Annotated in this window: 17 protein-coding genes; 4 read left to right on the forward strand and 13 right to left on the reverse strand. The window is 48.1% G+C overall.

Annotation, left to right across the window (positions count from 1 at the left end; genetic code table 11):
* Positions 1-42: 42 nt before the first annotated feature.
* The 5 genes from NG795_RS13475 to NG795_RS13495 all read right to left on the reverse strand — a co-directional run bounded on the left by NG795_RS13475 (position 43) and on the right by NG795_RS13495 (position 5,805).
* A complete protein-coding gene (locus NG795_RS13475) occupies positions 43-282 on the reverse strand; it encodes a NifU family protein (protein ID WP_367289172.1) in 240 nt (79 codons plus the stop codon).
* A 207-nt stretch (positions 283-489) separates the two neighbouring features.
* Entirely contained in the window at positions 490-1,140 is a 651-nt protein-coding gene (locus NG795_RS13480) for a DUF3386 domain-containing protein (protein WP_367289173.1), read from the reverse strand.
* 618 nt (positions 1,141-1,758) lie between these two features.
* Positions 1,759-3,120 carry a GAF domain-containing sensor histidine kinase gene (locus NG795_RS13485; protein ID WP_367289174.1) on the reverse strand — a complete coding sequence of 454 codons (1,362 nt, stop codon included), beginning with the start codon at positions 3,118-3,120 and terminating at the stop codon, positions 1,759-1,761.
* A gap of 497 nt (positions 3,121-3,617) precedes the next feature.
* Positions 3,618-5,456 (reverse strand): PAS domain-containing sensor histidine kinase, encoded by a 1,839-nt coding sequence (locus NG795_RS13490; RefSeq protein WP_367289175.1) that lies wholly within the window; start codon positions 5,454-5,456, stop codon positions 3,618-3,620.
* A gap of 118 nt (positions 5,457-5,574) precedes the next feature.
* Positions 5,575-5,805 (reverse strand): hypothetical protein, encoded by a 231-nt coding sequence (locus NG795_RS13495; RefSeq protein ID WP_261208161.1) that lies wholly within the window; start codon positions 5,803-5,805, stop codon positions 5,575-5,577.
* A gap of 635 nt (positions 5,806-6,440) precedes the next feature.
* Here NG795_RS13495 and lepA point away from each other — a divergent pair.
* The 3 genes from lepA to NG795_RS13510 all read left to right on the forward strand — a co-directional run bounded on the left by lepA (position 6,441) and on the right by NG795_RS13510 (position 11,021).
* Positions 6,441-8,252: a translation elongation factor 4 gene (gene lepA, locus NG795_RS13500; protein WP_367289176.1), complete on the forward strand. Its 1,812-nt coding sequence runs from the start codon at positions 6,441-6,443 to the stop codon at positions 8,250-8,252.
* Positions 8,253-8,418: 166 nt separating this feature from the next.
* Entirely contained in the window at positions 8,419-9,351 is a 933-nt protein-coding gene (locus NG795_RS13505) for a UDP-glucuronic acid decarboxylase family protein (protein WP_367289177.1), read from the forward strand.
* Positions 9,352-9,641: 290 nt separating this feature from the next.
* On the forward strand, positions 9,642-11,021 hold the full coding sequence (locus tag NG795_RS13510; RefSeq protein ID WP_367289178.1) for a UDP-glucose dehydrogenase family protein: 1,380 nt from the start codon (positions 9,642-9,644) through the stop codon (positions 11,019-11,021).
* Positions 11,022-11,114: 93 nt separating this feature from the next.
* On the opposite strand, the gene chrA is transcribed toward NG795_RS13510, so the two are convergent.
* From chrA to NG795_RS13545, 7 genes are all read right to left on the reverse strand, one after another.
* Positions 11,115-12,308, reverse strand: coding sequence for a chromate efflux transporter (gene chrA / locus NG795_RS13515; protein ID WP_367289179.1), 1,194 nt, complete (start codon positions 12,306-12,308; stop codon positions 11,115-11,117).
* Positions 12,309-12,367: 59 nt separating this feature from the next.
* Positions 12,368-14,536, reverse strand: a complete 2,169-nt coding sequence (locus tag NG795_RS13520; protein ID WP_367289180.1) for a helix-hairpin-helix domain-containing protein — start codon at positions 14,534-14,536, stop codon at positions 12,368-12,370.
* Positions 14,537-14,822: 286 nt separating this feature from the next.
* Positions 14,823-15,830: a zinc-dependent alcohol dehydrogenase family protein gene (locus NG795_RS13525; protein ID WP_367289181.1), complete on the reverse strand. Its 1,008-nt coding sequence runs from the start codon at positions 15,828-15,830 to the stop codon at positions 14,823-14,825.
* A gap of 139 nt (positions 15,831-15,969) precedes the next feature.
* On the reverse strand, positions 15,970-16,725 hold the full coding sequence (locus NG795_RS13530) for an ROK family protein (protein WP_367289231.1): 756 nt from the start codon (positions 16,723-16,725) through the stop codon (positions 15,970-15,972).
* A gap of 222 nt (positions 16,726-16,947) precedes the next feature.
* Positions 16,948-18,222, reverse strand: a complete 1,275-nt coding sequence (locus NG795_RS13535) for a dihydrolipoamide acetyltransferase family protein (RefSeq protein ID WP_367289182.1) — start codon at positions 18,220-18,222, stop codon at positions 16,948-16,950.
* A gap of 346 nt (positions 18,223-18,568) precedes the next feature.
* On the reverse strand, positions 18,569-19,018 hold the full coding sequence (locus NG795_RS13540; protein ID WP_367289183.1) for a YlqD family protein: 450 nt from the start codon (positions 19,016-19,018) through the stop codon (positions 18,569-18,571).
* An 85-nt stretch (positions 19,019-19,103) separates the two neighbouring features.
* Positions 19,104-21,110, reverse strand: a complete 2,007-nt coding sequence (locus tag NG795_RS13545) for an AMP-dependent synthetase/ligase (protein ID WP_367289184.1) — start codon at positions 21,108-21,110, stop codon at positions 19,104-19,106.
* A 585-nt stretch (positions 21,111-21,695) separates the two neighbouring features.
* Between NG795_RS13545 and NG795_RS13550 the strand changes: the two genes are divergently transcribed.
* A complete protein-coding gene (locus tag NG795_RS13550; protein ID WP_367289185.1) occupies positions 21,696-22,139 on the forward strand; it encodes an aspartyl protease in 444 nt (147 codons plus the stop codon).
* 123 nt (positions 22,140-22,262) lie between these two features.
* Here the strand turns inward: NG795_RS13550 and NG795_RS13555 are convergent, their stop codons facing one another.
* Positions 22,263-24,218, reverse strand: a complete 1,956-nt coding sequence (locus NG795_RS13555; protein ID WP_367289186.1) for an alpha-amylase family glycosyl hydrolase — start codon at positions 24,216-24,218, stop codon at positions 22,263-22,265.
* Between the last annotated feature and the right edge of the window lie 138 nt (positions 24,219-24,356).

Below are 24,356 nucleotides of genomic sequence, written 5' to 3' on the forward strand. Positions count from 1 at the left end.
GAACATTCTAAACCGACCCGCGATCGTCAATTCCTTCTGAACTTACAGCACTTGTTCCACTTCAGCAATCTCAGGAATGGATTCGCGCAATTTGCGTTCGATCCCCATTCTTAAAGTCATCGCAGAACTGGGGCAGGATCCGCAGGCTCCTTGGAGTCGCAGCTTGACAATTGGACCCTCCAGTTCTACGAGTTCGACATTTCCGCCATCCGCCATCAAGTAGGGGCGCAGTTCATCTAATACAGTTTCGACATTTTCCGCAGTGAGTGCCAATGCAGACATAAATTCTCCTGGTTGTACATTTACGGTCCTGTCCAAATTTTAACGGTTCTGGGGAAAGGCTGGGATAGGGCGAGGGCGATCGCGTCTAGGAAGAGAGGGAATTTTGGAGGTCAACCACAGATTTCACGGATTTTCACCGAGGGGGGAGGTTCACCCAGTCTGGGGGTCCGGAATCTGGGCCACCCCAGACCCCTGAGTTTTTGGGATTTAAACCATTGCCGGTTCTAAGAGTTTAATGCTGGAGAATTTAAACTCTGTGGTGGTTACCGTCTCATTTTCTTTGGAGTGGATGACTTGATGGGTCATCAGGTAATAATCTCCAAATTGTTCGTAAGTGTCCTCAAAGTCGAGTTCTCGGATGAGGTCATTGGTTTGAGCGTTGCGGAAGACTACATGATAGCGGGTGGCAACGTAGCCTTCTCCGCTATCCAGACTTTCTGCGGTATCAATGGTAAACGCCATACGGCCCATGACTCGGCTGACTTGGCAGATTTCCGTCCCTCGGATTTTGTAGTTGGACCCCATCGCATCGCCTTTGACCAGGATTTCTATGGCATCGGTGTCATCGGATTCCCCGGCACTAAAGCTGTTTTTGCCATGAGCATCCTCAAATTTGCTGCGTTTGCGGTGGGTGACGATATCCCGCAATTGGGTATAGACGCTTTGTTGCACCTCTTCGTTGTCGATTCCGCTGACTTCTACGGTGAGGTCACCTTTAATGTGAATTTGGCCGGTATAGGTTTCTTCTCCCTGTTTGACTTGGAGTTCGGCCTGATAACCTGGAAAGTTCGAGTCCCAGGTGTAACGGTTTTCGTAGGCGGCGCGGAATAAATCCCGGGGATTAGCTTGTTCTGTCATGTTTGCCCTTTGTTTTTTAATGTTGACCTCCTTTTAGGGTACAAGCTGACTGGGTGGGTTGTGGGATCGCTGTCCAGGGACTGGCCCTCTGGGGTGCGCCCAGACCTAAAGTCGATTTTCTCCTTAGCCTGCCTTCCCAGACTTCCTCTGTGTAATTTTTATAGAAATATCACAATCGGATTGCGTATCCTGTTTGTAGTAACGACTTTAGTCGTTACCGCCTGTCATGGCCTCTGCCATGACAGGCAGCAATCGCGGGTTCATCGCCGGTTTGAGGACTGGAACTGATTCCTTCAACTGGGCGTGACGAAAGCTCATGCTTTCGTCACGCGGTAACGACTGAAGTCGTTACTACCAACATGGATTCCGGATCCTGTTCGTAGTAACGACTTTAGTCGTTGCCGCCTGTCATGGCCGCGGCCATGACAGGCACCATCAGCGGGTTCATCGCCGGTTTGGGGACTCGAACTGACTCAAATAATGGGGCGTGACGAAAGCGTAAGCTTTCGTCACGCGGTAACGACTGAAGTCGTTACTACAAACATTGTAGAAGAGCAAAAGGGGGCCAAAAACCCGGTTTCTCGTTCCTGGGGTCTAAGACTGTACTCCACCCCTGTACTATCCGCAATCTTCTCGGATAGGAATGATTTTGTGGTTCAGGCAGGGACTAATCTCTGGGGCGGATTTAGAACTTAAGCAGGGGGCGGCTAGGGGCAGATTCACGGTGACGGTTGAGCCGAGTCCTTCCCCCATACTATAAAAGTGAATTTCACCGCCGATTCCTTCGATAATTTTTTTGGATAGGGCTAGACCTAGACCTGTTCCGGGGTAAGGACTGGTATAGGCTTCATGAACTCGAAAGAACGGTTCAAAGAGTCGCGATTGATATTCTAGGGGAACGCCAATTCCCGTATCGGAAATGCGAATTTCTACTCGATTGGGATAGTCTCCATCTTCTGCGGTAACTTTGTGAGTGATGGGTTCGGCTTCTATGGTAATGCCGCCTTGATGGGTAAATTTAATCGCATTTCCCAGGAGATTTAACATGACTTGAAGGATCTGCTTTTCATTTCCTTGTAAGAAAAGATTGCGGGAATTAGAGGGTTGGGTAATTTTAAAGGTGAGCTGTTTAGATTCAATTTGATTGAAGGCACAGCGTTCGAGATTTTTTAAAAGCTTATGTAAGTTAGTGGGAGGGAGTTCTAGTTCTATAAGGGGAAGGGTTTTGGGTTTATTGAAATCCAAAACGTCATTAATCATGTGGAGGAAGTGGAGGGCGCTATGGTGAGCTTCATGAATAAATTCCCGTTGTTCTTCGGTATCGTCAACCATATCATCGAGAATCAGTTGCAGAAATCCGATGATATGGTTGAGGGGAGTGCGGAATTCGTGGGAAATTTTGCCCAAAAAATCATGTTTGAGGCGGGCGGCTTCTTGGGCTTGTTGTCGGGCTTCTTGGAGTTGGTGGTAGAGGGTGGCGGAGGCGATCGCGCTGCCCGCTTGCTTGGCGACTTCTTGGACTAATTCGATTTCGGCTTCTCTCCACAGGAGGGGACAATGCTCTCGATGAAGCTTCGATTTATGGAGTTGGTGATACAAGACGATCGCCCCATTCGGTCGATCTTCATAAGCTGTGGGGACAATCAATGTTGAATACCGTTCACCATTTTCTTGGGGTAGGGTGGTATCCACTAGGACAGGTTCCAGGGTGGCGATCGCCCTGCCAATTTCTGGACATTCCTCTAGTCTGACTTCCCATCCCAACATCGAAGGCATTGCCTGTTGTTGATACTCAGCCACCACCTTTAAAGGCTGATTCTCCTCCTGATAGGAATAAATAATACAACGGCTTGCACCCAATCCACTCCCTAAATCTCGGGCAGTTTGCTGCCAAATTCGTTCCAGATTCGAGGTGCGATGGATACTTTTAGCGATTTGTAGTAGTAGCTGTTGTGATTTTTTCGATTGTTTCTCAGACATGGCACCCTTCCCCTAATCGGCTGAACTAGCCGAACGTTACATCATATTTCTCATCATCATTAAAGACTCGTCAGTATTGATCCTAATCGCTTTGGGAGGATTGTTCAGTCAAATCCAGGAGAAAGAAGCGCCTGCCGAGTCAACCTGCAAACTGGCTACCCGAAAGCGGTATATATTCAAGTCCACTGGAATTCTTGCACGATCTTTCTCTCCTTGACCAGTGTCTTGCTGTATCTTTATAAAATCTTTAGGAAAGATAATTTAATAATACTCTTCTGTCAACCGTATAATTACGGAATTGATTAGGGTTGAGTCTTCTCAACCTCCGGGGGATGGTGTAAAGATAGCGTGAAGTCTTTAACCTCGTACCTTACGCGATCGCCCCTCTCGCCATCCACAAACCCCTTCCTCTTTCGGGACAAGATTTCATCCCCCTCCCCCGAAATCATGGCAATAATTGAGAGTGCTGTTTTTTGGGGAATCTCGCCATCAACCCCTTAAAGCAATAAATCAAGGGACTCGGAGTTTGGGGTAAAAATCATCACGGGTTTTTGATAAAGCAAGACGGTAAAAGTCACCGTCGAACCGAGTCCCTCACCCATGCTATAGAAATTAACCTCTCCTCCCATTGCTTCGATCAGCCTTTGGGAAATCGCCAGTCCTAATCCAGTCCCCCCATATTGCCGGGTGCGTTCCCCATCCACTTGAGAAAACGATTGAAACAGTTTATCTTGTTGATCAAGAGAAACGCCGATGCCGGTGTCAGCCACGGCAATAGAGACCATCCCGGGAAATTCTTGGTCTTGAAAAAATACCGGGTATTCGCTAATTTCAGCGGTAATTGTGATTCCCCCTTCATGAGTAAACTTAATGGCATTTCCCACTAAATTGAAGAGAACCTGTAACAACCGTTGATAGTTTCCATAGAGAATAATTTCATCTTCCGTGCGGGGTTTATAAACTTGGAAACTTAAATTTTTTTGCTTTCCGTGAGCGCGAGCATGATTTTCAATTCCGGTTAATAGTTCATCCAGTTTCACCGGAACTAAATCGAGTTCCATCTTGCCCGCTTCAATTTTGGCAATATCCAAAACATCATTAATTAAATTGAGCAGATGGACGGCACTGCGATAAGCTTCTTTAATAAATTCCTGCTTTTCTTCTTCATCTTCTGCCATATCATCCACGATTAACTTGAGGAACCCGATGATGCCATTGAGGGGGGTCCGCAGTTCGTGGGAGGTATTGGCGAGAAACTGACTTTTGATGCGGGAAATTTCCTCGGCTTTTTGACGCGCTTCTTCTAATTCTTGATAGAGGGTGGCATGAGCGATCGCCGTGCCGACTTGTTCGGCGAGTTCCTGGACTAACTCAATTTCTGCCATACTCCAGGGACGCAGCAGCATCAGTTGTGCCGATTCATCGGCATTTGCATCAAGCGGTTGCTCCGGGAGAATGCCGGGGCGATCGAGACAAATTAAGGCATTGGGGCGATCTTGGTAGCTCGTCGCCACCACTAACATCGACTCTGGTTCTGAGGCGATCGCCTCGGAAGGACCCACAATCACCGCCGTTTGAGTTAGCAACACCTGATGCAAATCAGGATGCTCCGCCAGATAGAGGTCCCGACCTTTTAGAGGCGGTAACGGTGGAATGATGTACTCTGCCACCACCCGGACTTTCGGGTTTCCCGGCTGATAGGGACAGATCAGACAACGGCTGACCCCCAATGCCAACCCCAAACCGTTAACGGTTTCGTTCCAGATCGTATTGAGATCCAGAGTGCGCCGGATCTTGCGCGCCATTTCCCCCAGAAGTTTTTGATAGAGTTCCGAACCCGGAGGCAAAGTCCGGCGAATACTGCTGACAATGCTACTGAGGAATTTTTGATGTAGATCTAAGTGATTCGAGGCGATCGCCTGGGGATTGCCCGATCGCTCGTCCGGTCCCCAGAGTAGGGCGTTTGGCAGTAACCGTCCGATCACCAACACTTCCCTCGGTTCTCCTTGAGGCGGAAAAATCGGACTGATCGCCAGTTCAAATAAAAAGTATTGATCGCCATAGCGAAACGGATAGCTAAACCGTTCAGGAATCCGGGAGGTTAACACCCGCTCCACCCGCTCTAAATAAGGGGTGATGCTTAAGGGTTTAAAATGCTCTCCGACGAAAGTGCCGACGATTTCCTGGGGATTTAACCCGTAATTCTCAGCATTTGACCAATAAAATCCTCGATATAAACCCGAGGCATCTTGAGTAAATGCCAGTTGAGCTCCTAGCGATCGCAACCAACTAGAATCATTGGACCCTGGATAAGCTGGGGGTGTAGAGTCATTCACAGCACGGGAAAAGTCATCACCGAATAGGGCATCAACAGGGCTTCAAAACCCACTACTTTTGCAGATCCACAACCGAAAGGCAATGGATCACCGCCCAGATGGGAAGATGCAGGGAGTCTCAATCATTCCACTCTCCACGGGGGGGAACCGGGGGATTGCGGGTCAAATTGCGGGTCAATTCATCATCGCGGCTGGTGTCCCCGCGTAACCATTGTCGCAGCGCTGTTTCAATGACTTTGCTCGGATCGTTGGTCAAATGACTGACGCGATCGAGCAGTTCGGGATCGATATGGATCGAAATCTCTACTTTTTCGGGGTTGCGACTATATTGCACAGCCTGATCGTTCATACAGTTGTAAATTTCTAAACTTGGGGATAAGGTGACACGGCTCTGGTGAAAGAGTGCGGATTCAAAATTCAAGTTCCGCGCACTCCATAGGGCGCTGGTGAGTCGGCAGTGAACAACCGCAGGAGAACTCGGGTGCATCAAAACCGGAGAATCCCTGGGATGTCATCCTTTCTATTGTACGATGCTGCTTCCAATCTATCTACTGAGATTAAGCCATCTTGTGGGATCACCGGATGATTTTCAAGGCTCGTTAACATCGGGTTTATAACGAACTTCAGCAAGGCTTCGGCTCTCTTCAAGTCCCTAACCTGCTGCTTGCTGGCTCATCCTTGAGCAATTGAGTGGTTTATTCCAGCAAACCGGCTTGCAATGGGCGTTAGTGGGTTTTGAGCCTCGATGCTATCACAGAATCAAATCCTGTCAATTATCAGGGTGGAAATGCGATCGTCCGATCGCCAATGGGGAAACTCCTCAGCGTGGGACCGTCTGCACCCGAAAAGTATTAAAATGTGTTAAGAAATAGGGTGAGGGCAAGGGAATCGCCGGGGTCTGAGTGACCGGGGGTGACGACCCTTGTTAAACCCATCTTGCCCATTGCATCCTCCGCCTATCGCGCCGATAACTGACAAAAGCGTATGACCGACGTTCCTGTATCTCGTATTCGTAACTTTTCAATCATTGCTCATATCGACCACGGAAAATCCACCTTGGCTGACCGTCTCCTCCAGGTGACCGGCACAGTGGAAAAACGGGCCATGAAGCAACAGTTCCTCGATAACATGGAACTGGAACGGGAGCGCGGCATCACGATTAAGCTGCAAGCGGCCCGGATGAACTATCAGGCAAAAGATGGGGAAAAATATGTCCTCAATTTAATCGATACCCCGGGGCACGTGGACTTTTCCTACGAAGTCTCCCGGTCCCTGGCTGCTTGTGAAGGGGCGCTGTTGGTGGTGGATGCTTCCCAAGGGGTCGAGGCCCAAACCCTGGCTAACCTTTATCTGGCCCTGGAATATGATTTAGCGATTATTCCAGTTTTGAATAAAATTGACCTGCCCGGAGCAGAACCGGAACGGGTTAAAAATGAAATTGAGCAAATCATTGGGTTAGATTGCTCCAATGCCATTCTTGCTTCCGCGAAAGAGGGGATTGGGGTGGATGAGATTTTGGAGGCGATCGTCAATCGGATCCCCGCGCCTAAAGATACGGTGGATGCCCCCCTGCGCGCCTTGATTTTCGATAGTTATTACGATGCCTATCGCGGGGCGATCGCCTATTTTCGAGTGATGGATGGGACCCTCAAAAAAGGCGATCGGGTCCGACTCATGGTTGCCGGTAAGGAATATGATGCCGATGAAATTGGCGTCCTCTGCCCCACCCAACAACCCCTAGATGAACTTCACGCCGGGGAAGTGGGCTATCTCGCCGCCGCCATCAAAACCGTCGAAGATGCCCGGGTTGGCGATACCATTACCTTGGCCAAAGAACCGGCAGAAACCCCCCTACCGGGCTACACCGAAGCGAATCCAATGGTCTTCTGTGGCCTATTTCCCACCGATGCAGACCAATTTGAGGACCTGCGCGAAGCCCTGCAACGGCTCAAACTCAATGATGCCGCCCTCTCTTATGAACCGGAAACCTCCAGCGCGATGGGGTTTGGGTTCCGCTGCGGATTCCTGGGATTGCTGCACATGGAAATCGTCCAGGAACGCCTAGAACGGGAGTATGACCTGGATTTAATCACCACGGCCCCCTCGGTGGTTTATCTGGTCACCAAAATCAACGGGGAAAAGGTGTACGTTGATAATCCCAGTCTTTTGCCCGGTCCTCAAGAACGGGAAAAAATCGAGGAGCCTTACGTGCGGGTGGAGATGATTACCCCGGAAACCTACGTGGGGGCTTTGATGGAACTCTGCCAGACTCGGCGCGGGGACTTTACGGATATGAAGTACCTGACCCCGGACCGGACCACGTTGGTGTATGAGTTGCCTTTGGCGGAGGTGGTGACGGACTTTTTTGACCAGATGAAGTCGCGATCGCGCGGGTATGCCAGTATGGAATATCACGTCATCGGCTACCGGGAGAATCCGTTAGTGCGGATGGATATTTTGATTAAAAACGACCTCGTGGATGCCCTGGCGATGATTGTTCATCGGGATAAAGCTTATGTCATGGGCCGTGCCTTGGTGGAAAAACTCAAAGAGTTGATCCCCCGCCATCAATTTAAGGTCCCACTCCAAGCCTCGATTGGGTCTCGGGTGATTGCCAGCGAAAATATTCCCGCCCTGCGGAAGGATGTGTTGGCAAAATGTTATGGCGGGGACATCTCCCGGAAGAAGAAACTGCTGAAAAAGCAAGCCAAGGGTAAGAAGCGCCTGAAGGCGATCGGGACCGTGGATGTCCCCCAGGAAGCATTTATGGCTGTCCTCAAGCTCGATCGGGGTTAAACCCGGGAGCTTTAAAAGTTTTATAACAAAACGTAAAGTTTTAATTAACTTTGCTTCAAAAGCGCCGAAAATGGCGCTTTTTTTGTTATTTTAAGAAAGAAATTAACGGGATGCCCGGTTTTGCTCCGATGGCTTTGTCCTTTCTAACTCTAAGTAGCTTAAAAGTATGAGAATATTGGTTACAGGGGGTGCTGGTTTTATCGGTTCCCATCTCATCGATCGGTTAATGGAACAAGGGCATGATGTCCTCTGCCTAGATAACTTTTTTACAGGTGATAAGCGAAATATCAGTAAATGGTTGGGAAATCCCTATTTTGAACTGATTCGCCATGATGTGACAGAACCGATTCGGTTAGAAGTTGAGCAAATCTATCATTTAGCTTGTCCGGCATCGCCGGTTCACTATCAGTACAACCCAGTAAAAACCATTAAAACCAACGTCATTGGCACGATGAATATGTTGGGGCTCGCCAAGCGAGTTAAGGCGAGACTTTTAATGGCTTCTACCTCCGAAGTCTATGGGGACCCGGACGTGCATCCTCAAACTGAAGACTATCGCGGAAATGTCAATACGATTGGAATTCGGAGTTGTTACGACGAAGGAAAACGAGTGGCAGAAACCCTTTGTTTTGATTACCATCGTCAAAATAATGTAGATATTCGGGTTGCTCGAATTTTTAATACGTTCGGGTCCAGAATGTTAGAAAATGATGGACGAGTGGTGAGCAATTTTGTTGTGCAAGCCTTGCGAGGGATTCCCTTAACCGTGTATGGAGATGGTTCCCAAACCCGGAGTTTCTGCTATGTTTCTGACTTAGTAGAAGGGTTAATGCGGTTGATGAATGGAGAACATATCGGTCCCATAAATTTGGGGAATCCGGATGAATACACCATTTTACAACTGGCGGAAAAAATCCAGAAAATGGTGAATCCGGACGCGGACATTCAATTTAAGCCCCTTCCGCAAGATGATCCTCGCCAACGGCAACCGGATATCACCCTGGCGAAGACTTGGCTGGGATGGGAGCCACAAGTTCATGTGGATGAAGGGTTAAGATTGACCATAGAAGATTTTCGCGATCGCCTGATATCTAAATAATCCCAAGGGGTAATCTCTCCCGAGGAGAATCATCTCGCTCGGGAGTGGAAATATTGCCCCGCATGGGATAGAGTATAATCGCGATTACTTCAGGGTGCCGCATACAAAAATTGGAGAGAATGAAGGAGCAGGGAAGCCAAAATACGCGATCGCCTAGAATTGAAAGTTAGGATGAAATCAAAGGGGGACAAAATTAGGGATTCCCTAGCCTTCCTCCCCCCATCCATTCCAAAAGATTTTCCCCCTCTTCATGGGACAGACTTCTATAAAGAAAGCAGGAGATACCTTATATGCGCGTTTGTGTTATTGGTACCGGATACGTTGGCTTAGTCACCGGCGCTTGTTTAGCATACACAGGTCATCATGTGATCTGTGTGGACAATAACGAAGAAAAAGTCAAACTCATGAAATCTGGACGGTCCCCAATTTATGAACCGGGACTGTCTGAAATTATGCAGGAAGCCTCAGAAGCCGGACGCTTAGAATTCACCACGGACTTAGAATATGGCGTTTCCCACGGTGAGATTTTATTCATTGCGGTGGGTACTCCTCCCCTCCCCACCGGAGAAAGCGATACCCGCTATGTAGAAGCCGTCGCGCGAGGCATCGGTGCTCATCTGGATAAAGGGTATAAAGTCATCGTCAATAAATCCACCGTTCCCATCGGGTCCGGTGACTGGGTACGGATGATTGTCCTCGATGGCGTCAGCGAACGGCATCAACAGGAAGGCAGTAAAGACGAAACTGCTAAAAAACTGGGGGTGGAATTTGATGTGGTCAGTAATCCCGAATTTCTGCGGGAAGGGTCAGCGGTTTATGACACTTTTAATCCCGATCGCATCGTCCTGGGGAGCAACAATCCCCGCGCACTCAAAATGATGGAAGAACTCTATCAACCCATCATCCAGCGCAAGTTTGCCGAAGATGCTTCTTTACCCCCGGTTCCGGTGGTTTTGACGGACATTAGTTCGGCAGAAATGATTAAATATGCCGCTAATGCATTTTTAGCGACAAAAATTAGCTTTATCAACGAAATTGCCAACGTTTGCGATCGCGTCGGTGCCGATGTGGTCCAAGTCGCCAAAGGCATGGGTCTCGACTCCCGCATTGGTACCAAGTTCTTACAAGCAGGCATCGGTTGGGGGGGTTCCTGTTTCCCCAAAGATGTGTCGGCAATGGTGCATACTGCCGATGACTATGGCTATGATGCTCAGTTGCTCAAAGCGGCGATCGAAGTCAACAAACGTCAGCGTCAAATTGCCATTGAAAAATTGCAGCATGAACTGAAAATTCTCAAAGGTAAAACTGTGGGATTGTTAGGTTTAACCTTCAAACCTGATACGGACGATATGCGCGATGCACCGGCTTTGAATTTAATTGAACAACTCAATCGTTTGGGTGCAAAAGTGAAAGCTTATGACCCCATTGTTTCCCAAACAGGGATAGGTCAGGGATTGACTGGGGTATTGGTCGAAACCGACCCCGAACGCTTGGCCGATGGTTGCGATGCCTTAGTTTTGGTCACAGATTGGAAGCAATTCCAAAGTTTGAACTATGAGAAAATGGCGCAATTGATGAATCATCCGGTCATGATTGATGGTCGTAATTTCCTCGATCGCGAAATGCTGCAAAAAGCTGGATTCCGCTATGTGGGAATTGGCCGGTCTTAAGTAACACCAGACCCAGCGGGGGTTAAAACCCCCGCCTAATAGCTTAAGTCGTCTAAAGACGACTGCTCATCTTATCTTATGGGGTTGGGAATATTAAACGAGAAGATGGACTAGCCAACCGGCGATCGCACCTCCGAATACTAACCAAGCGGCATTGATGCGCCAAACCAAGGCAAAAATAGCCGCGATAACCGCAATCAATGCCGCAATCCAATCTATCCCAAGCAGCGCAGTCCCTAGGGGGATCCCGATAAAATTAATCCCCAGAGTGCTCACCGCTAATTGAACCGTCACCACCGCCATAAGTGCCACGGCACTCACATTAATTGCATCTAAAAACGCTGAAGTCCATTTGCTCGATCGCAAGCGCGGAATCCAGGGATTTAGAATTAACACAAACAGAAACGATGGCAAGGTAATCCCCAAAGTCGAGACAATCGCACCGGGAAATCCGCCAATCACATACCCGATGAAAGTTGCCGTGGTTAGCAAAGGACCTGGCGTAACTTGACCCATTGCCACTGCATCTAATAGCTGTTGCTGAGTCAACCATCCAAATTCATCCACTAATTGACCCTGTAAAAAGGCAATTAAAACATAGCCACTCCCATATAAAACGCTCCCGACTTTTAGAAAAAATAACCCCAATTTCCACAAGGGAACGGGTTCGGCAGTCAGAGAGGGAACCGGAGATAAACTGCTGGGAGTTTGGGATAAAAACAACCCGAAAAGCCATGCGCTTAAAGTCGGTTGATCACGCCAATTCAGCCAAACTGCACCGAAGAGTCCGCCTAACAACAAGGCAAACACTTCATTCACACCGAACCAGACTGCAATCCCGGTGGCGATCGCAATCATCAACAGTTCCCGAGACTTCACCGCCTTTTTACCCAAGCGCCACAATGCGGTAAAAATCACGGCTAAAACCGCCGGTTTGATGCCATATAACAAGGGATAAACTTGGGGTAATTCTCCAAATTGGACATATCCCCACGCCAAAGCTGCCGTCATTAAAACTGCCGGGATCACAAAACAAGTTCCGGCAACAATTAATCCCCATCCCCCGGCATAAATATAGCCAATATGAATCGCCATTTCTGTCGAATTGGGTCCGGGAATTAAATTAGTCGCACCTACCAGGTCCAGAAATTGTTCTTGGGTTAACCATTGCCGCCGATGGACCACTTCATCTTCCATCATAGCAATATGTGCCGCTGGACCTCCAAATCCAATGATGCCAAGTTTGAGGAAGACTTGAAGGAGTTCTGAGAGGGGAGAAAGGTTCATATTTTAACCACTGATTTCACTGATTTTCACGGAAGGAAGAGAGGAGATGGGGACGGAGATTATTTGAGGTAAATGAGGAGGTTTAAGCCGGGGATGGTTCGGGAGAGGGTCCAGAGTAAGAGGCTGAGATAGAGGAGGCCGAGGGTCCATTGATACCAGACTAAACTGGAGATGATGCCGGGGAGATGTTCGTCTCTGAGGCGGATGTCATTGAAGCCAAATTTTAGGAGGTTATTGAGGCTGAAATCGTAGTAATTCAGCCAGTTCCAGCGGCGGTTCCAGAGGAGGGGGAGGTAGCGTTCTCTCATGGCGGGAAAGCGGGGAATGATGGGTAAACGTCCGATCGCCAAGCGGAGTTGACGCATTCCGGTATCTTCTACGAAATAGCTGGAGTCGATGAGGTTATGATAGCGGCCTTTTTTGTAAAGAATTGCTATTAAAATAGTGGGGATGGGTATAATCAGAATTCCTAAGCAGGTTAGGGTTAATAAGGGCTCGTTACTGGTGCGAATGATGGCGAATAGTCCAATACTGGCTAATCCTAGGCAAGTGGATAGCATCCAAGGGGTTTCAAAGGCGGTGGGAATGATGGGTTTGGGAAGGATGCGGCGATAGCGATCAACGAACCAAAATAAGAGACTGAAATAGGCGATCGCCACTAATCCGACGCCAAAAATGAGCCAAAAACTGGTCCCGTAGCGGGTCAGCAGTAGCAATGCACTTAATCCTAAGCAATGGATGGCCGTTCGCATCCATCCCGGAAGGGAAAGGGGTTCGCCTGCAACGGCGCGATCGCGTAACTGGATATAAGTTGCTAGGTCAATTTCTGGTAAATTTAAGACTTCACTCAGACTACCAAAAATGCGCTCTTTTTGACTCCGGACGATGGCATCGGATTGATTTTCTGACAATCCGAGTTTGATTAATTGTTGTGGAGAGGCGGTATTAATATTGATTTTGATTAATTGATGAAATAGATTCTCTTGGCGGAGATGTTCGGTGAGATATTCCATCTGATTGGCATCGGCAATTTGTTCTTGTTGGCGAAAATTTCGGACTAATTGACGCAGAAGTGTTTCATTTCCCGGCAGACTGGGGAGGGAGAGTTTTTTACCAATTTGTCCGGGGTCGCCGGTAATTCTAGCGGATTCCGAATCAAAGCGCAATCCGGCGACATTGATAGAAGCAGAATTTGCAAAAGTTGTGTCACTAAAGGCGAGGCGATCGCGCAGACTCGCTTCCCGCAAATTGATAGATTGATTAAATGCGGTTTCTCGAAAACTGGCTAAATTGCGGAACGTTGTTTCCGTTAAAAATAGAGATTCAGCAAACTTGGCGCGGTCAAATAAAGCGGGGTTGTCCCATTGGCAACCACTAAAGTCTGCATTGCGATTCCACTGCGATCGGGTAAAATTTGAGTCTTGTTTAAACTGGACTTGATTAAAATTTCCCGTTCCCTCAAACCGCGTCGCTTTAAAATTAGCCATCCCTTGAAATAACCCTTGATTAAATCCTATGTCTTGAAAAAAGATGCTTCCCTGAAATCGTGCTTCTGATCCAAAATTTGCTCCGGCAAAATTGCTGAGTTTACTAAATCGAGTTTCGGACCAATCGGCTAATTTATCAAAAATTGCTCCCATTGCTTCAACGCGATTGAGGAAGAAACTATGGTTAAAATGGACCTCTCCCATGAAATGAGTGTGAACCAGTTTAATCGGTTCTTGGAAGAGGGTAATTTCTACTTGTTCCGGAGGAACCCCCAGCAGCGATCGCGAAAGTTGACTCAACCTTGCCAAACGGGTGCGATCTCGTTGTAATTGCGATCGCTCTTGTTCTGAGAATAAGGGTAAAAATGCCTCTCCATAAAGCGGTGCCCTCAATCCCAACTCATTTCCATCAAAGTCTCCCTGAATGATGGAATAGGATAAATCCAAGGCGATGGGGGTTCCGGACCGATTCAGTTGATTTTGTAGCAAAGGGTAAAATCGGTCTCTAAATTCTGCATTACTCGGGGTTAAATCAATCAGGAATTCCCGCAAGTCAATGGTCCGCACTCCTTCAGAGATAATCGGGGAGTTAATCCGTTGTTGTAATTGCTCTAGGGTGATGCGTTCCCGAGTCTCTGGATTAGGATTTAAAAAGGTAGTTTCTGCATTGGCGGGGAGTGAATTTATCGAGTTAAAGATTAAAGGTAGAAAAATTATTAAAAATAAAATGATTCTCTTCATCTTGCATTTTTTATTAAAATTAAAAATAATTTATAAACACATTTCCCGAGTTTGTAGTAACGAATTCATTCGTTTCCGAGTTTGTAGTAACGAATTCATTCGTTATACCCATCTTAGGAAGAAACGACTGAAGTCGTTACTACGAACAAAGATAAGAACGACTGAAGTCGTTACTACGAACAAAGATAAGAACGACTGAAGTCGTTACTACGAACAAAGATAAAAACGACTGAAGTCGTTACTACGAACAAAGATAAGAACGACTGAAGTCGTTACTACGAGCGGATTAATTATTCATTGTTATGACAATTTTTCCTTGCATGGAGCCTGTTTCTAATAACTCATGGGCCGCTACGGCTTGTTCTAGGGGGAAGGTTTTACCTACATGAATCTTTAACTTGCCTTCATCAAATAACCGCGCACATTGCTGTAACATTTTGGCTTGGTCTTCTTGTTCTGTAATCCGATTTTGTAACATCGGAGTCAGCATTAATTCAAAACTGATGCGTTGATTGCGGAGTCGAGAAGTTTTTAACGTGCCATGTTCTGGATTGGGTTCTAAAATAGTGACCACATCCCCATATAAGCGGACTGCTTCAGCGGTTTCAAAGAAGGTTTTGTCACCGACCGTATCAAATCCGATGTCTGCACCTTCCCCATTGGTCCAATTCATCACAGTCTCGATGACATTTTGTTGTTTATATAAAATGACTAAATCGGCCCCCAATTGGCGGACAAATTCGGCTTTTTCCGGGGTACTGACGGTGGTGGCGACTGAGGCACCTTTGAGTTTGGCCAGTTGGATGGCAACATGGCCGACACCCCCTGCACCTGCCTGAATTAGCACTTTTTGGCCCGGTTGTAGACCGGCGCGGTCGTAGAGTGCTTCCCAGGCGGTAATTAGGACTAGGGGTGCTGCTGCTGCTTCTACAAAGCTCAGAGAGGTGGGTTTTTTGGCGACAAATCGTTCATCGATCGCAATATATTCGGCATAGTTACCGTGAGGTCCACCCAATCCGCCATTACAAAAATATACTTCATCTCCCACGTTGAGGGTTTGAACACCGGAGGCGATCGCCTCGACGACTCCCGCGCCATCACATCCGAGGATATCCGGGGTGAGGTCCGGATGAAAGGTTCCGCGTTTACGGATTTTAGTATCGATGGGGTTGACACCGGCAGCATGAAGGCGGACTAAAATATCCCGATCGCCTTCTAATTGCGGACCCGGAATATCATGCACTTTCAAGACATCCGCTGCTGCGCCTAATCCAGTCATGACCACTGCTTTCATAGTTGTTTCCTCAAGAGTTTGTTTGATTGAATGACTGAGACTTGATTTGGGTAAGAATGATAGGGTAAGATGAAGATAACTTACCCTACTGACCGCTTCCTCACTTGACCTACATTCGGTCTAATTACCAAATTTTGACCTAAATCGAGGGAGAGGGAGAAGGAGATCGCCTGATTACCTCACTGGGTAGTTCCCGCCATAAGGCAATTCCCCCTAATAACCCGCTGATATTAGGAACAATGGTGACATTGGGGGGTAAATCAAAGGTGATTTTTTTCGCTTCACCGCCACCAATGTAGAGGCGATCGTAATTAAACAAATGTTCTAAATTGGCGATCGCTTTTTCCAATCGGCGATTCCACCGTTTGTCCCCAATTTTATCCAATGCCGCACGTCCCAATTGTTCCTCGTAGGTATCACCTTTGCGGAAGGGATGATGTCCGAGTTCCAAATTCGGCACCAGTGCTCCATTCACAAATAAGGCACTACCAAACCCGGTCCCCAGGGTAATCGTGAGTTCGACTCCTATTCCAGAAATTGCACCTAAACCCTGGATATCCGCATCATTGCAAACCCGCACAGGTTTTTCCAAGACGTTCGTCAGCGCTTCGGCGAGATTAAACTCGACCCAATCCGGGTCCAGGTTCACGGCAGTGTAGACGATTCCATTACGAACCACCCCCGGAAATCCCACCGAAACCCGATGAAACTCACCTTGTTCTTTCGCTAAAGTGGCGATCGCCTCAATCACAGGTTGCGGTTTAGCAGGATCCGGAGTGGGAACGCGGTTGCGCTTGGTCACCGCTTCCCCTGCTGCATCTAAAATAATGGTCTTTGTGCCACTACCGCCAATATCAACCGCTAGAGTTTTTATGGATTCCACTTGATTCACCATTACACTATAGGATGAGGACTGAAGAAGTCTGACTGACATCTTGCACCCTTCTCAACTCCGGCGGGGGTTCAAACCCCCGCCTCATAGCTAAAGTCGGTTTTAACCGACTAAAAACTAAAAACCCCACTGAAGAAGACTTTTAGTCGTCTTTAGACGACTTGATTCTGTTAAGCGGGGGTTTGAACCCCCGCAGGTTGTTGCAACTCTTCCCCCACCCAATCCTTACATCGTGAGAGACTGAGTATCCGTTTCAATCAGCTTCGCTAAATCTTGCAGGAACGCCGCAGCATCGGCACCATAGATAATCCGGTGGTCACAGGTAATATTCACCCGCATTTGTCGCCGGACCCCCATCATGCCATCATCCGTGGCAACCACTTGATTTTTTGCCCCACCAATAGCGAGAATCGAACCCTGACCCGGAGGCAGAATCGCATCAAAACTATCAACCCCATACATTCCCAAATTGGACAGAGTAAAAGTCCCGCTATTATACTCCGCCGGTTGCAACTGTTTGACTCGGGCACGTTCCACCAAATCTTTCCAAGTGCGAGAGAGGGAGTAAATATCCATTTGGTCGGCATTTTGCAGAACCGGCGTAATTAACCCGCCATCTCCCATTGCTACCGCAACGGCAATATTGATATTGCCATGATGTTGGATGCCGCCCTCGACACAACTGGCATTGACTAAGGGATGTTTCTGTAACGTGAGGGCCACTGCTTTTGCCAGCAGTGCAGTCATGGTTACCCCTTTGGACTTAATCTGTTTGTAGAGCTTGTCTAACTTATCCGTGGTAATCGTATAGCCCACATGGAAAATCGGCACCTGTAATGACGCCACCATATTCCGGACTACCGCATTTTGCAGGGTATTGAAGGGGACTACATCTCCTGATGCTGCGGGGGCCGCTGGGACTGCCTGGGTGGGAATTCTCGGGGGTGCTGCTACCGTGGGTTGGGGTGGGGTGGCAGTCGCTGCTGGGGCCTTACCTGCTGCCGCTTCTACATCTTCCGCCACAATCCGCCCAAAAGGACCACTGCCGGAGAGAGTTGCCAAGTCCACTTTGAATTCCTTCGCCAATTTTTTGGCCCGAGGAGAGGCAACCGTGCGGCCATTTTGACGACTGGTGGTCGATCCCTCCGTAGCCATTGCGGGTTCCGGTGCAGGGGAGGGAGTAGACTGAGCAGGGGCGGCAGGTTGAGCCGATTTGTTGCTGAGGTTCGCCCCTTGCTGCTTCGCCTGTTCGATTTCAGCTTCCGTTTCGGCTAACAAAGCGATCGGCGCACCCACGGGGGCCGCTTCCCCCGCTTGGACGAGGATCGTAGCGAGATATCCTTCATAGAAGGACTCTACATCCATGTCTGCTTTGTCAGACTCCACCACCACCACCGTTTCGCCCTTCTCCACTTTGTCCCCCGGCGCTTTTTCCCAAGAGACAATTTTGCCTTCGGTCATCGTGGAACTCAGAGCAGGCATGAACACTTCGTTAATCATAGGTAGCTTCTTTTCGACGCTCAAAACTAAAATAAAGCAAGTTTTTATTCTACCTTGATCCGTCCCCCGAGAAAATCCACCCTGATTTGCAACCGATAGGATACAGCCTCAACTATATCCTCATCCTCCCCATCTCCCCCATCCCCCCATCCTCGTGACGTGGCTCTGCCGCGTCACGCATTCTGGAGGCTCTGCCTCCAGTGCTGGATCATGAGGCGCTAATCGCTGGCTATTGTACCTGTGACAGCTTTAACTCCTTACCAAATGTACAGGCGGCAGAGCCGCCAAGAGTGCATGACGCGGCAGAGCCACGTCACGAGGACGAGGATAAATGACCAATGACCAACTACAAATCGCCGCGAATTTCCTCAACGACGCCATCGCGCAAGACGACTTCTACCTGCATTTTTTTGATTAAATCATCCCCGCGTTCCAGATAGAAAAAACTATCCATTTGTCCGCTGGCGACTTCTTGTCCCATTTCCAGAGTTTGGACTTGTTGCAGATTTTGGAGAATTTGATTTTTCTGATCCAGCATTTCTCTTTGTCGTTGATTAGCCTGCATTTTCACCGACTCCATTTGTTGCTGGACTTGCGGTCCGGGGGGTTGAATGCTCTGCTTTTGCAGTTCGCCAATCATTTGCTGCGCTTGCATTTCGAGCTGCTGGAGTTGCATATCAATTTGATTGATTTGTCCTTGGAGTTGCTGCTGAACTTCTTCTTTCCAGCGCGGGGTAACTATGGCTTTGATAATGGTATTGCGCTTCAGCAGTAATTTCGAGTTAGAGACATCCATATTAGGTGACCTAGATTAAGGGTTAAGTGGAAAATTGGTTTAAAATTAGCCCCGTTATGCTACCACGCCACGAGGCTAATCTGGATCAAACGAACATTTTATCAATGCGATCGCCGTAACGTTCGGTAATCACGGGCCGTTTCATTTTCAGGGTTTGGGTGAGCATTCCATTCTCCATCGTAAAGGGCTCACTCAACAGGGAGAAGGGTCCAATGCGGTCATCGGGACGATATCCTGGACGGTTTTTCACCTCCCGATTTAACTCCTGGCGGAACAGGTTATCAATTTCGGGACTAGACAGGTCGATTTCTCGGGTTCCCGATGCGGGGGGAGGATTGCCTTGAGAAACATTCTCCGGCAGACGCAGGGTCAGGTTTTGGGATTCGGCCCACTGTTGCAGGGCTTCAAAATTCGGCACAATCAAGGCCCCGAGGCACTTTTGGTCCTGACCCACAAGCATCATTTGGTCAATATAAGCACTGCGGATACAGGCATCCTCAATCGGTTGGGGTTCGATATTTTCCCCATTGGTCAAAACAATGGTATCTTTGGCGCGACCCGTGAGAACTAAATCATTGCCGGGAGTCAACCACCCTAAATCCCCGGTATCAAACCATCCGTCGGGGTCGATCGCCTTGGTTGTCGCTTCAGGATTTTGGTAGTACCCCTGCATAATTTGAGGACCCCGCGCCAAGACTAAACCCCGTTCCCCGGTTTGTAGGGGTTTGCGGGTTTCGGGGTGAACGATGCGCAGTTCGGTGTAGGGAATGGGACGACCCGCAGAACCGCGCAGATTCTGCCAATGCCTGCGCGCGGTCAAGACTGGGGTGGTTTCGGTTAATCCATACCCCACCAGGACATCAATGCCGATTATTTCAAAGAAATTTTCGATATGCATAGCGAGGGACCCGCCGCCACTAATGACATATTTAAGTTGGCCCCCGGTTGCTTGGCGGACTTTATTATAAACCAGGCGATCGCCCAAAGCATGGAGGGGCCAAAATACCGCCCGTTTAATTGCTGCGAGGAGTTTTTCACTCCCGGAAGCGGGTTCGAGTTGCAACTGCAATCCATGCAAAACCCGACCCGCTTCTATATAGCTTTGAGAGAACCCAAAAAAGGTGTTGACCAATTTTTGGCGATTAGCAGGTTGTTCCCGAAATTGCTTCTGTACCCCTTCATAAATGGATTCCCAAAGTCTGGGAACACCAAAAGTATATTTGGGGTGATATTCTTTTAAATCGGCTTTGAGATAGCGAATATTGGTGTAGAACTGACTGCACCCTCGGGAGAGGAGAAAGTATTGACCCATGCGCCCAAAACTGTGCCAAGTAGGGAGAATGGTAATGACGCGATCGCCCGGTTCCGGTTGCAAAATTGTTGGTAGGTTCTCGATTTGATGCAATAGGTTACCGTGACTCAGCATCACCCCTTTGGGTTTACCCGTGGTCCCGGAGGTGTAGATTAAGGTTGCCAGAGTCTCCCGGGTGAGGGTGACGGGTTGCAATGGAGAACTGGCCCCTTTTGCCATCACCTGTTGATAGGATAAAATTTTTACAGGCAGGGTATCATCGGTGGGCAGGGGTTCATCGGAGAGATAGATAATCCACTGGATGGGTAAGTCATCGAGTTGAGGGCGGAGTTTTTTGAGTAGGGCGAGATTTTCCACCACTAGACCGATACTGCCGCTATTTTGGAGAATAAACAGCAATTCCTCGCGATCGGCATCAGAACCGCGCACCACATCCGCTGCACCTGCCGTCAACAGTCCTTGGTCCGCAATCATCCAGCGGGGACTATCGTTAGAAAAGAGGGCGACTCGGGGGGGGAGATGATCGGCGATCGCCGGTAATCCCAAAGATTGTACCCCAGCAGCAAACTGCTGAATTTGCTCGCATAATTGACCAAAGGTCAACTCAACCACAGGTTTAGCATGAGGGTCACATAACGCCAGGGTCTTGCCAAACTGCGATCGGGCTAGGGGCCACACTTCCGCCATAGATTGAATCGCCGTATAATCCGGGGGAAGTTGTAAATACCCCCGTTCGCGATCGGTGATAGTGGTATCGGTTGAATAAGCAATCTGACTCATCGCTCTTAACCTCCAAGAATAAAGATGTCTCTACGAGTTTAGTATTTCTGAGTCTGTTTGATCCGACATAGGTACAGGGGGACAGTTTGCCAACTGGAACACCCCAAAACTTGGAACAGATGTGGGAACAGTGGGGCGCTTTTCCAGACTCCGACTAAAATCACCCAACCCAGAAACCGGGTTTTTGCCCAAATTTAACGCAATTTACCAAAGACCTTGTAAAAAACCCGGTTTCTAACCCCCACCATCCAACTTCAAGCTACCAGAAACCGGGTTTTTGCCCAAATTTAACGCAATTTACCAAAGACCTTGTAAAAAACCCGGTTTCTAACCCCCACCATCCAACTTCAAGCTACCAGAAACCGGGTTTTTGCCCAAATTTAACGCAACTTATCAAAGACTCTGTAAAAAACCCGGTTTCTAACCCCCACCATCCAACTTCAAGCTACCAGAAACCGGGTTTTTGCCAAAATTTAACGCAATTTACCAAAGACCTTGTAAAAAACCCGGTTTCTAGCCCTTACAATCCAACTCCAAGCTATACTCAATCAAGAAATTACTCCAACTGTTGAGGGGGAGGCCCAAATGTCTGAAGAGAATCAAAAGAACAGGGGAAAAATTTTTACCACTCTAAGAATCATCAATCGCGCCGACCAAATTCGAGCAGACTATGGGGTAATTCCGACCGACCAAATTCGGTCCCTCACTCTACCGAATGTTTTAGTAGATACCCGGGCAACAACCTTGTGTTTACCGCCCGATGCCATTGCCAAACTCGGACTAAAACTCCTCAAAGAAGTAGACGTTGCTACTGCAACCGACATTCGCAAAGCCCGACTTTTCCAAGATGCCCCCCTCTCCATGTTTGACCGAGAAGGAACCTTTGACTGCTTAGAGTTACCCGCAGGAAGAGACGCCCTTTTAGGCCGAATTCCCTTAGAATCTTTGGGGTTAGAAATAGACTTAAAAAATCAAACTCTCAAACCCTTGCCTATTGGTCCAACTGACACCTATTTAACAATTTTATAGTTGCCATAACAGAGGGAGATTTAAAAACACCCCCTGATTAGGACCGGCTGAGATTCAAGGGCCAAGAAACTGGGTTTCTAATTGATACAGTATCCCGAGCTAATTGGCCCCCTATTTATTCCCTCAATTTGCCCACTTGTCCACCCATTTCACTGTGCCTTCATCGGCTAATAACCAGCGACGACAGACGATGTTTTCTCGGGTGGGGAGTGCGGCATCGTTGCCATGTTCGTCTTTATACACGATCGCATATTTATAGGCGATCGCCTTTCCGGCACTTTCCTCAAAGGGGATTTCGGCAAACCAGGTATTCGAGTTGATATACTCCAGAGGATAGGCTTTGTGAATATCCCAATTCCCCAATTCTGGACAATCTCCCGTAACCACAACATATTGACCCACGCTGGTGGAAAGTCCATTCAAATGCGCTCGCACTAAGACGGTCCCCTTAATCCGTTCTCCAACATGACTGATGATGACTGCCTCTTTAGCGCCTAGTTCTAACTGATGTAACATTCCATCCTGCACTTCCAGTTTGCGCCGCGTCAAAATGCAGGTATGTTCACCATCAGGTAAATCCGTGTGCACATCAATGGTGGTTGCTTCCCCACGATTCATCGCCACAAAACAAACTGAATCGCGATACCTGCGCACATAGGCATACACATCCGACGTGAGATATTTACTCCATTGACTGCCCAGGGAAACAGCCGGATTCAGACGACGCACCCCGGAGAGTAAGCGAATATCCCGATAAATCGGAGTATCTGTATCCCAGTTTTCCATCATGGGACGGTTGTAGGGGTCGTTATTGCCGTAAGGGTTGCTATCCCCATTGGTATCGTTATGCAGATACTGCTCGGTCCCGTAATAGATGCAGGGAATTCCCCGGCAAGTCATAATTAAATTAATCCCCAAGCGTAAGGCGTCCGGGTCCGGGTTTAAGGTTTGGAACCGATGCATATCATGATTATCAACAAAGGTAATCAGTTCCGTAGCGGTATTATATTTATGATCCTGGTCAAAAATCGACTGGATCATTTGAAATCCGGGGGCGGCACCCACTGCCAATACTTCTCGAATCGCTGTGGCTAAACCAAAGTCCAGAATGGTCATTCCCGATTCATTGGCAAAGCTGACCGATCGCTCGTCGTTAGGATGGTTATAAATCCATTCCCCAAAGATAAATACATCAGGTTTATGAGACTGGATATCGGCGTTAAACTCCTGCCAAAACCAGCTTGGCATATGTTTAACCGTATCCACTCGCAAGGCATCCACACCGCGATCGAGCCATTGTTTAATGGCAGATTTGATGTAGTTTCGATAGGTGATATTGTTTTCGTTGAAGGTAGCCAACCCCGCTAATTCGCAGTTCTGCACCTGCCATTCATCTTCCCAGTTGGTCACTTCCCCATAATGATGATACCAGCTCTCTTTATCATCATTAAAATCGGCAATTTTTACCCCATCATCATAAAGTTCACCCTTAACCCCGCTAAAATCCGGGTTACTATGGTTACACACAATATCGAGAATTAGTTTCATGTCTCGTTTGTGTAACTCATCAATTAGTTTGTCAAAAACTGTATCGCGACTATCTTGGGTAGCGTTGAGGGAGGGGTTATCATCTGGGGCAATAAATCGAGGATTAAGACGTTTAAAATCTCGGGTCCAATAGCCGTGAATGGCCGCTTGTTCGACAAATAAGGCTTCAACTTGTTCAAACAGGGGAGTTAACCATATAGCGGTGATGCCAAGAGATTTAAGATAGTCTAATTTCTCAATGATACCTTGTAAATCGCCGCCCCAGTATTTGCCCCAATCTTCTCCAGAGGGGTCGAAGAGTTCGGGATTCGGTCCTTCGCTATTGGTGGGGTCGCCATCATAAAATCGGTCTACGACGATGAAATAAATGGTTTCTTGACGAAATTCAATGGCACGGGTGAAGAGAAACTCAAATTCGTTTCCTTCTTCGTCTTTTTGGCTCGCGACTTCAGCCCCGGTGGAGGCGTCAATATTCGAGGGCGAGGAGCCTAATGTGAGAGATTCTTCTTTGGAACTGGAAGTCGGCTGCATAGGTTGTGTGAGAACACCCTTGGGACAGGTGGATAATTAAGTGTATAAAAGTTGCCTGAATACCACCTGAATCATACCCCCCGAACTCGGGTCAGTCATCTATCTGAAGGAACAAAAACTGACGCCACAAGGATGCCT

Source organism: Laspinema palackyanum D2c (genome assembly GCF_025370875.1).
GTDB classification, from domain to species: Bacteria; Cyanobacteriota; Cyanobacteriia; order Cyanobacteriales; family Laspinemataceae; genus Laspinema; species Laspinema palackyanum.

What these genes read in the sequence shown, in the direction of transcription:
- NG795_RS13475 (WP_367289172.1), bottom strand. Translation starts at nt 282, where the DNA reads ATGTCTGCATTGGCACTCACTGCGGAAAATGTCGAAACTGTATTAGAT.
- NG795_RS13480 (WP_367289173.1), bottom strand. Translation starts at nt 1,140, where the DNA reads ATGACAGAACAAGCTAATCCCCGGGATTTATTCCGCGCCGCCTACGAA.
- NG795_RS13485 (WP_367289174.1), bottom strand. Translation starts at nt 3,120, where the DNA reads ATGTCTGAGAAACAATCGAAAAAATCACAACAGCTACTACTACAAATC.
- NG795_RS13495 (WP_261208161.1), bottom strand. Translation starts at nt 5,805, where the DNA reads ATGAACGATCAGGCTGTGCAATATAGTCGCAACCCCGAAAAAGTAGAG.
- lepA (WP_367289176.1), top strand. Translation starts at nt 6,441, where the DNA reads ATGACCGACGTTCCTGTATCTCGTATTCGTAACTTTTCAATCATTGCT.
- NG795_RS13505 (WP_367289177.1), top strand. Translation starts at nt 8,419, where the DNA reads ATGAGAATATTGGTTACAGGGGGTGCTGGTTTTATCGGTTCCCATCTC.
- NG795_RS13510 (WP_367289178.1), top strand. Translation starts at nt 9,642, where the DNA reads ATGCGCGTTTGTGTTATTGGTACCGGATACGTTGGCTTAGTCACCGGC.
- chrA (WP_367289179.1), bottom strand. Translation starts at nt 12,308, where the DNA reads ATGAACCTTTCTCCCCTCTCAGAACTCCTTCAAGTCTTCCTCAAACTT.
- NG795_RS13520 (WP_367289180.1), bottom strand. Translation starts at nt 14,536, where the DNA reads ATGAAGAGAATCATTTTATTTTTAATAATTTTTCTACCTTTAATCTTT.
- NG795_RS13525 (WP_367289181.1), bottom strand. Translation starts at nt 15,830, where the DNA reads ATGAAAGCAGTGGTCATGACTGGATTAGGCGCAGCAGCGGATGTCTTG.
- NG795_RS13530 (WP_367289231.1), bottom strand. Translation starts at nt 16,725, where the DNA reads ATGGTGAATCAAGTGGAATCCATAAAAACTCTAGCGGTTGATATTGGC.
- NG795_RS13535 (WP_367289182.1), bottom strand. Translation starts at nt 18,222, where the DNA reads ATGATTAACGAAGTGTTCATGCCTGCTCTGAGTTCCACGATGACCGAA.
- NG795_RS13540 (WP_367289183.1), bottom strand. Translation starts at nt 19,018, where the DNA reads ATGGATGTCTCTAACTCGAAATTACTGCTGAAGCGCAATACCATTATC.
- NG795_RS13545 (WP_367289184.1), bottom strand. Translation starts at nt 21,110, where the DNA reads ATGAGTCAGATTGCTTATTCAACCGATACCACTATCACCGATCGCGAA.
- NG795_RS13550 (WP_367289185.1), top strand. Translation starts at nt 21,696, where the DNA reads ATGTCTGAAGAGAATCAAAAGAACAGGGGAAAAATTTTTACCACTCTA.
- NG795_RS13555 (WP_367289186.1), bottom strand. Translation starts at nt 24,218, where the DNA reads ATGCAGCCGACTTCCAGTTCCAAAGAAGAATCTCTCACATTAGGCTCC.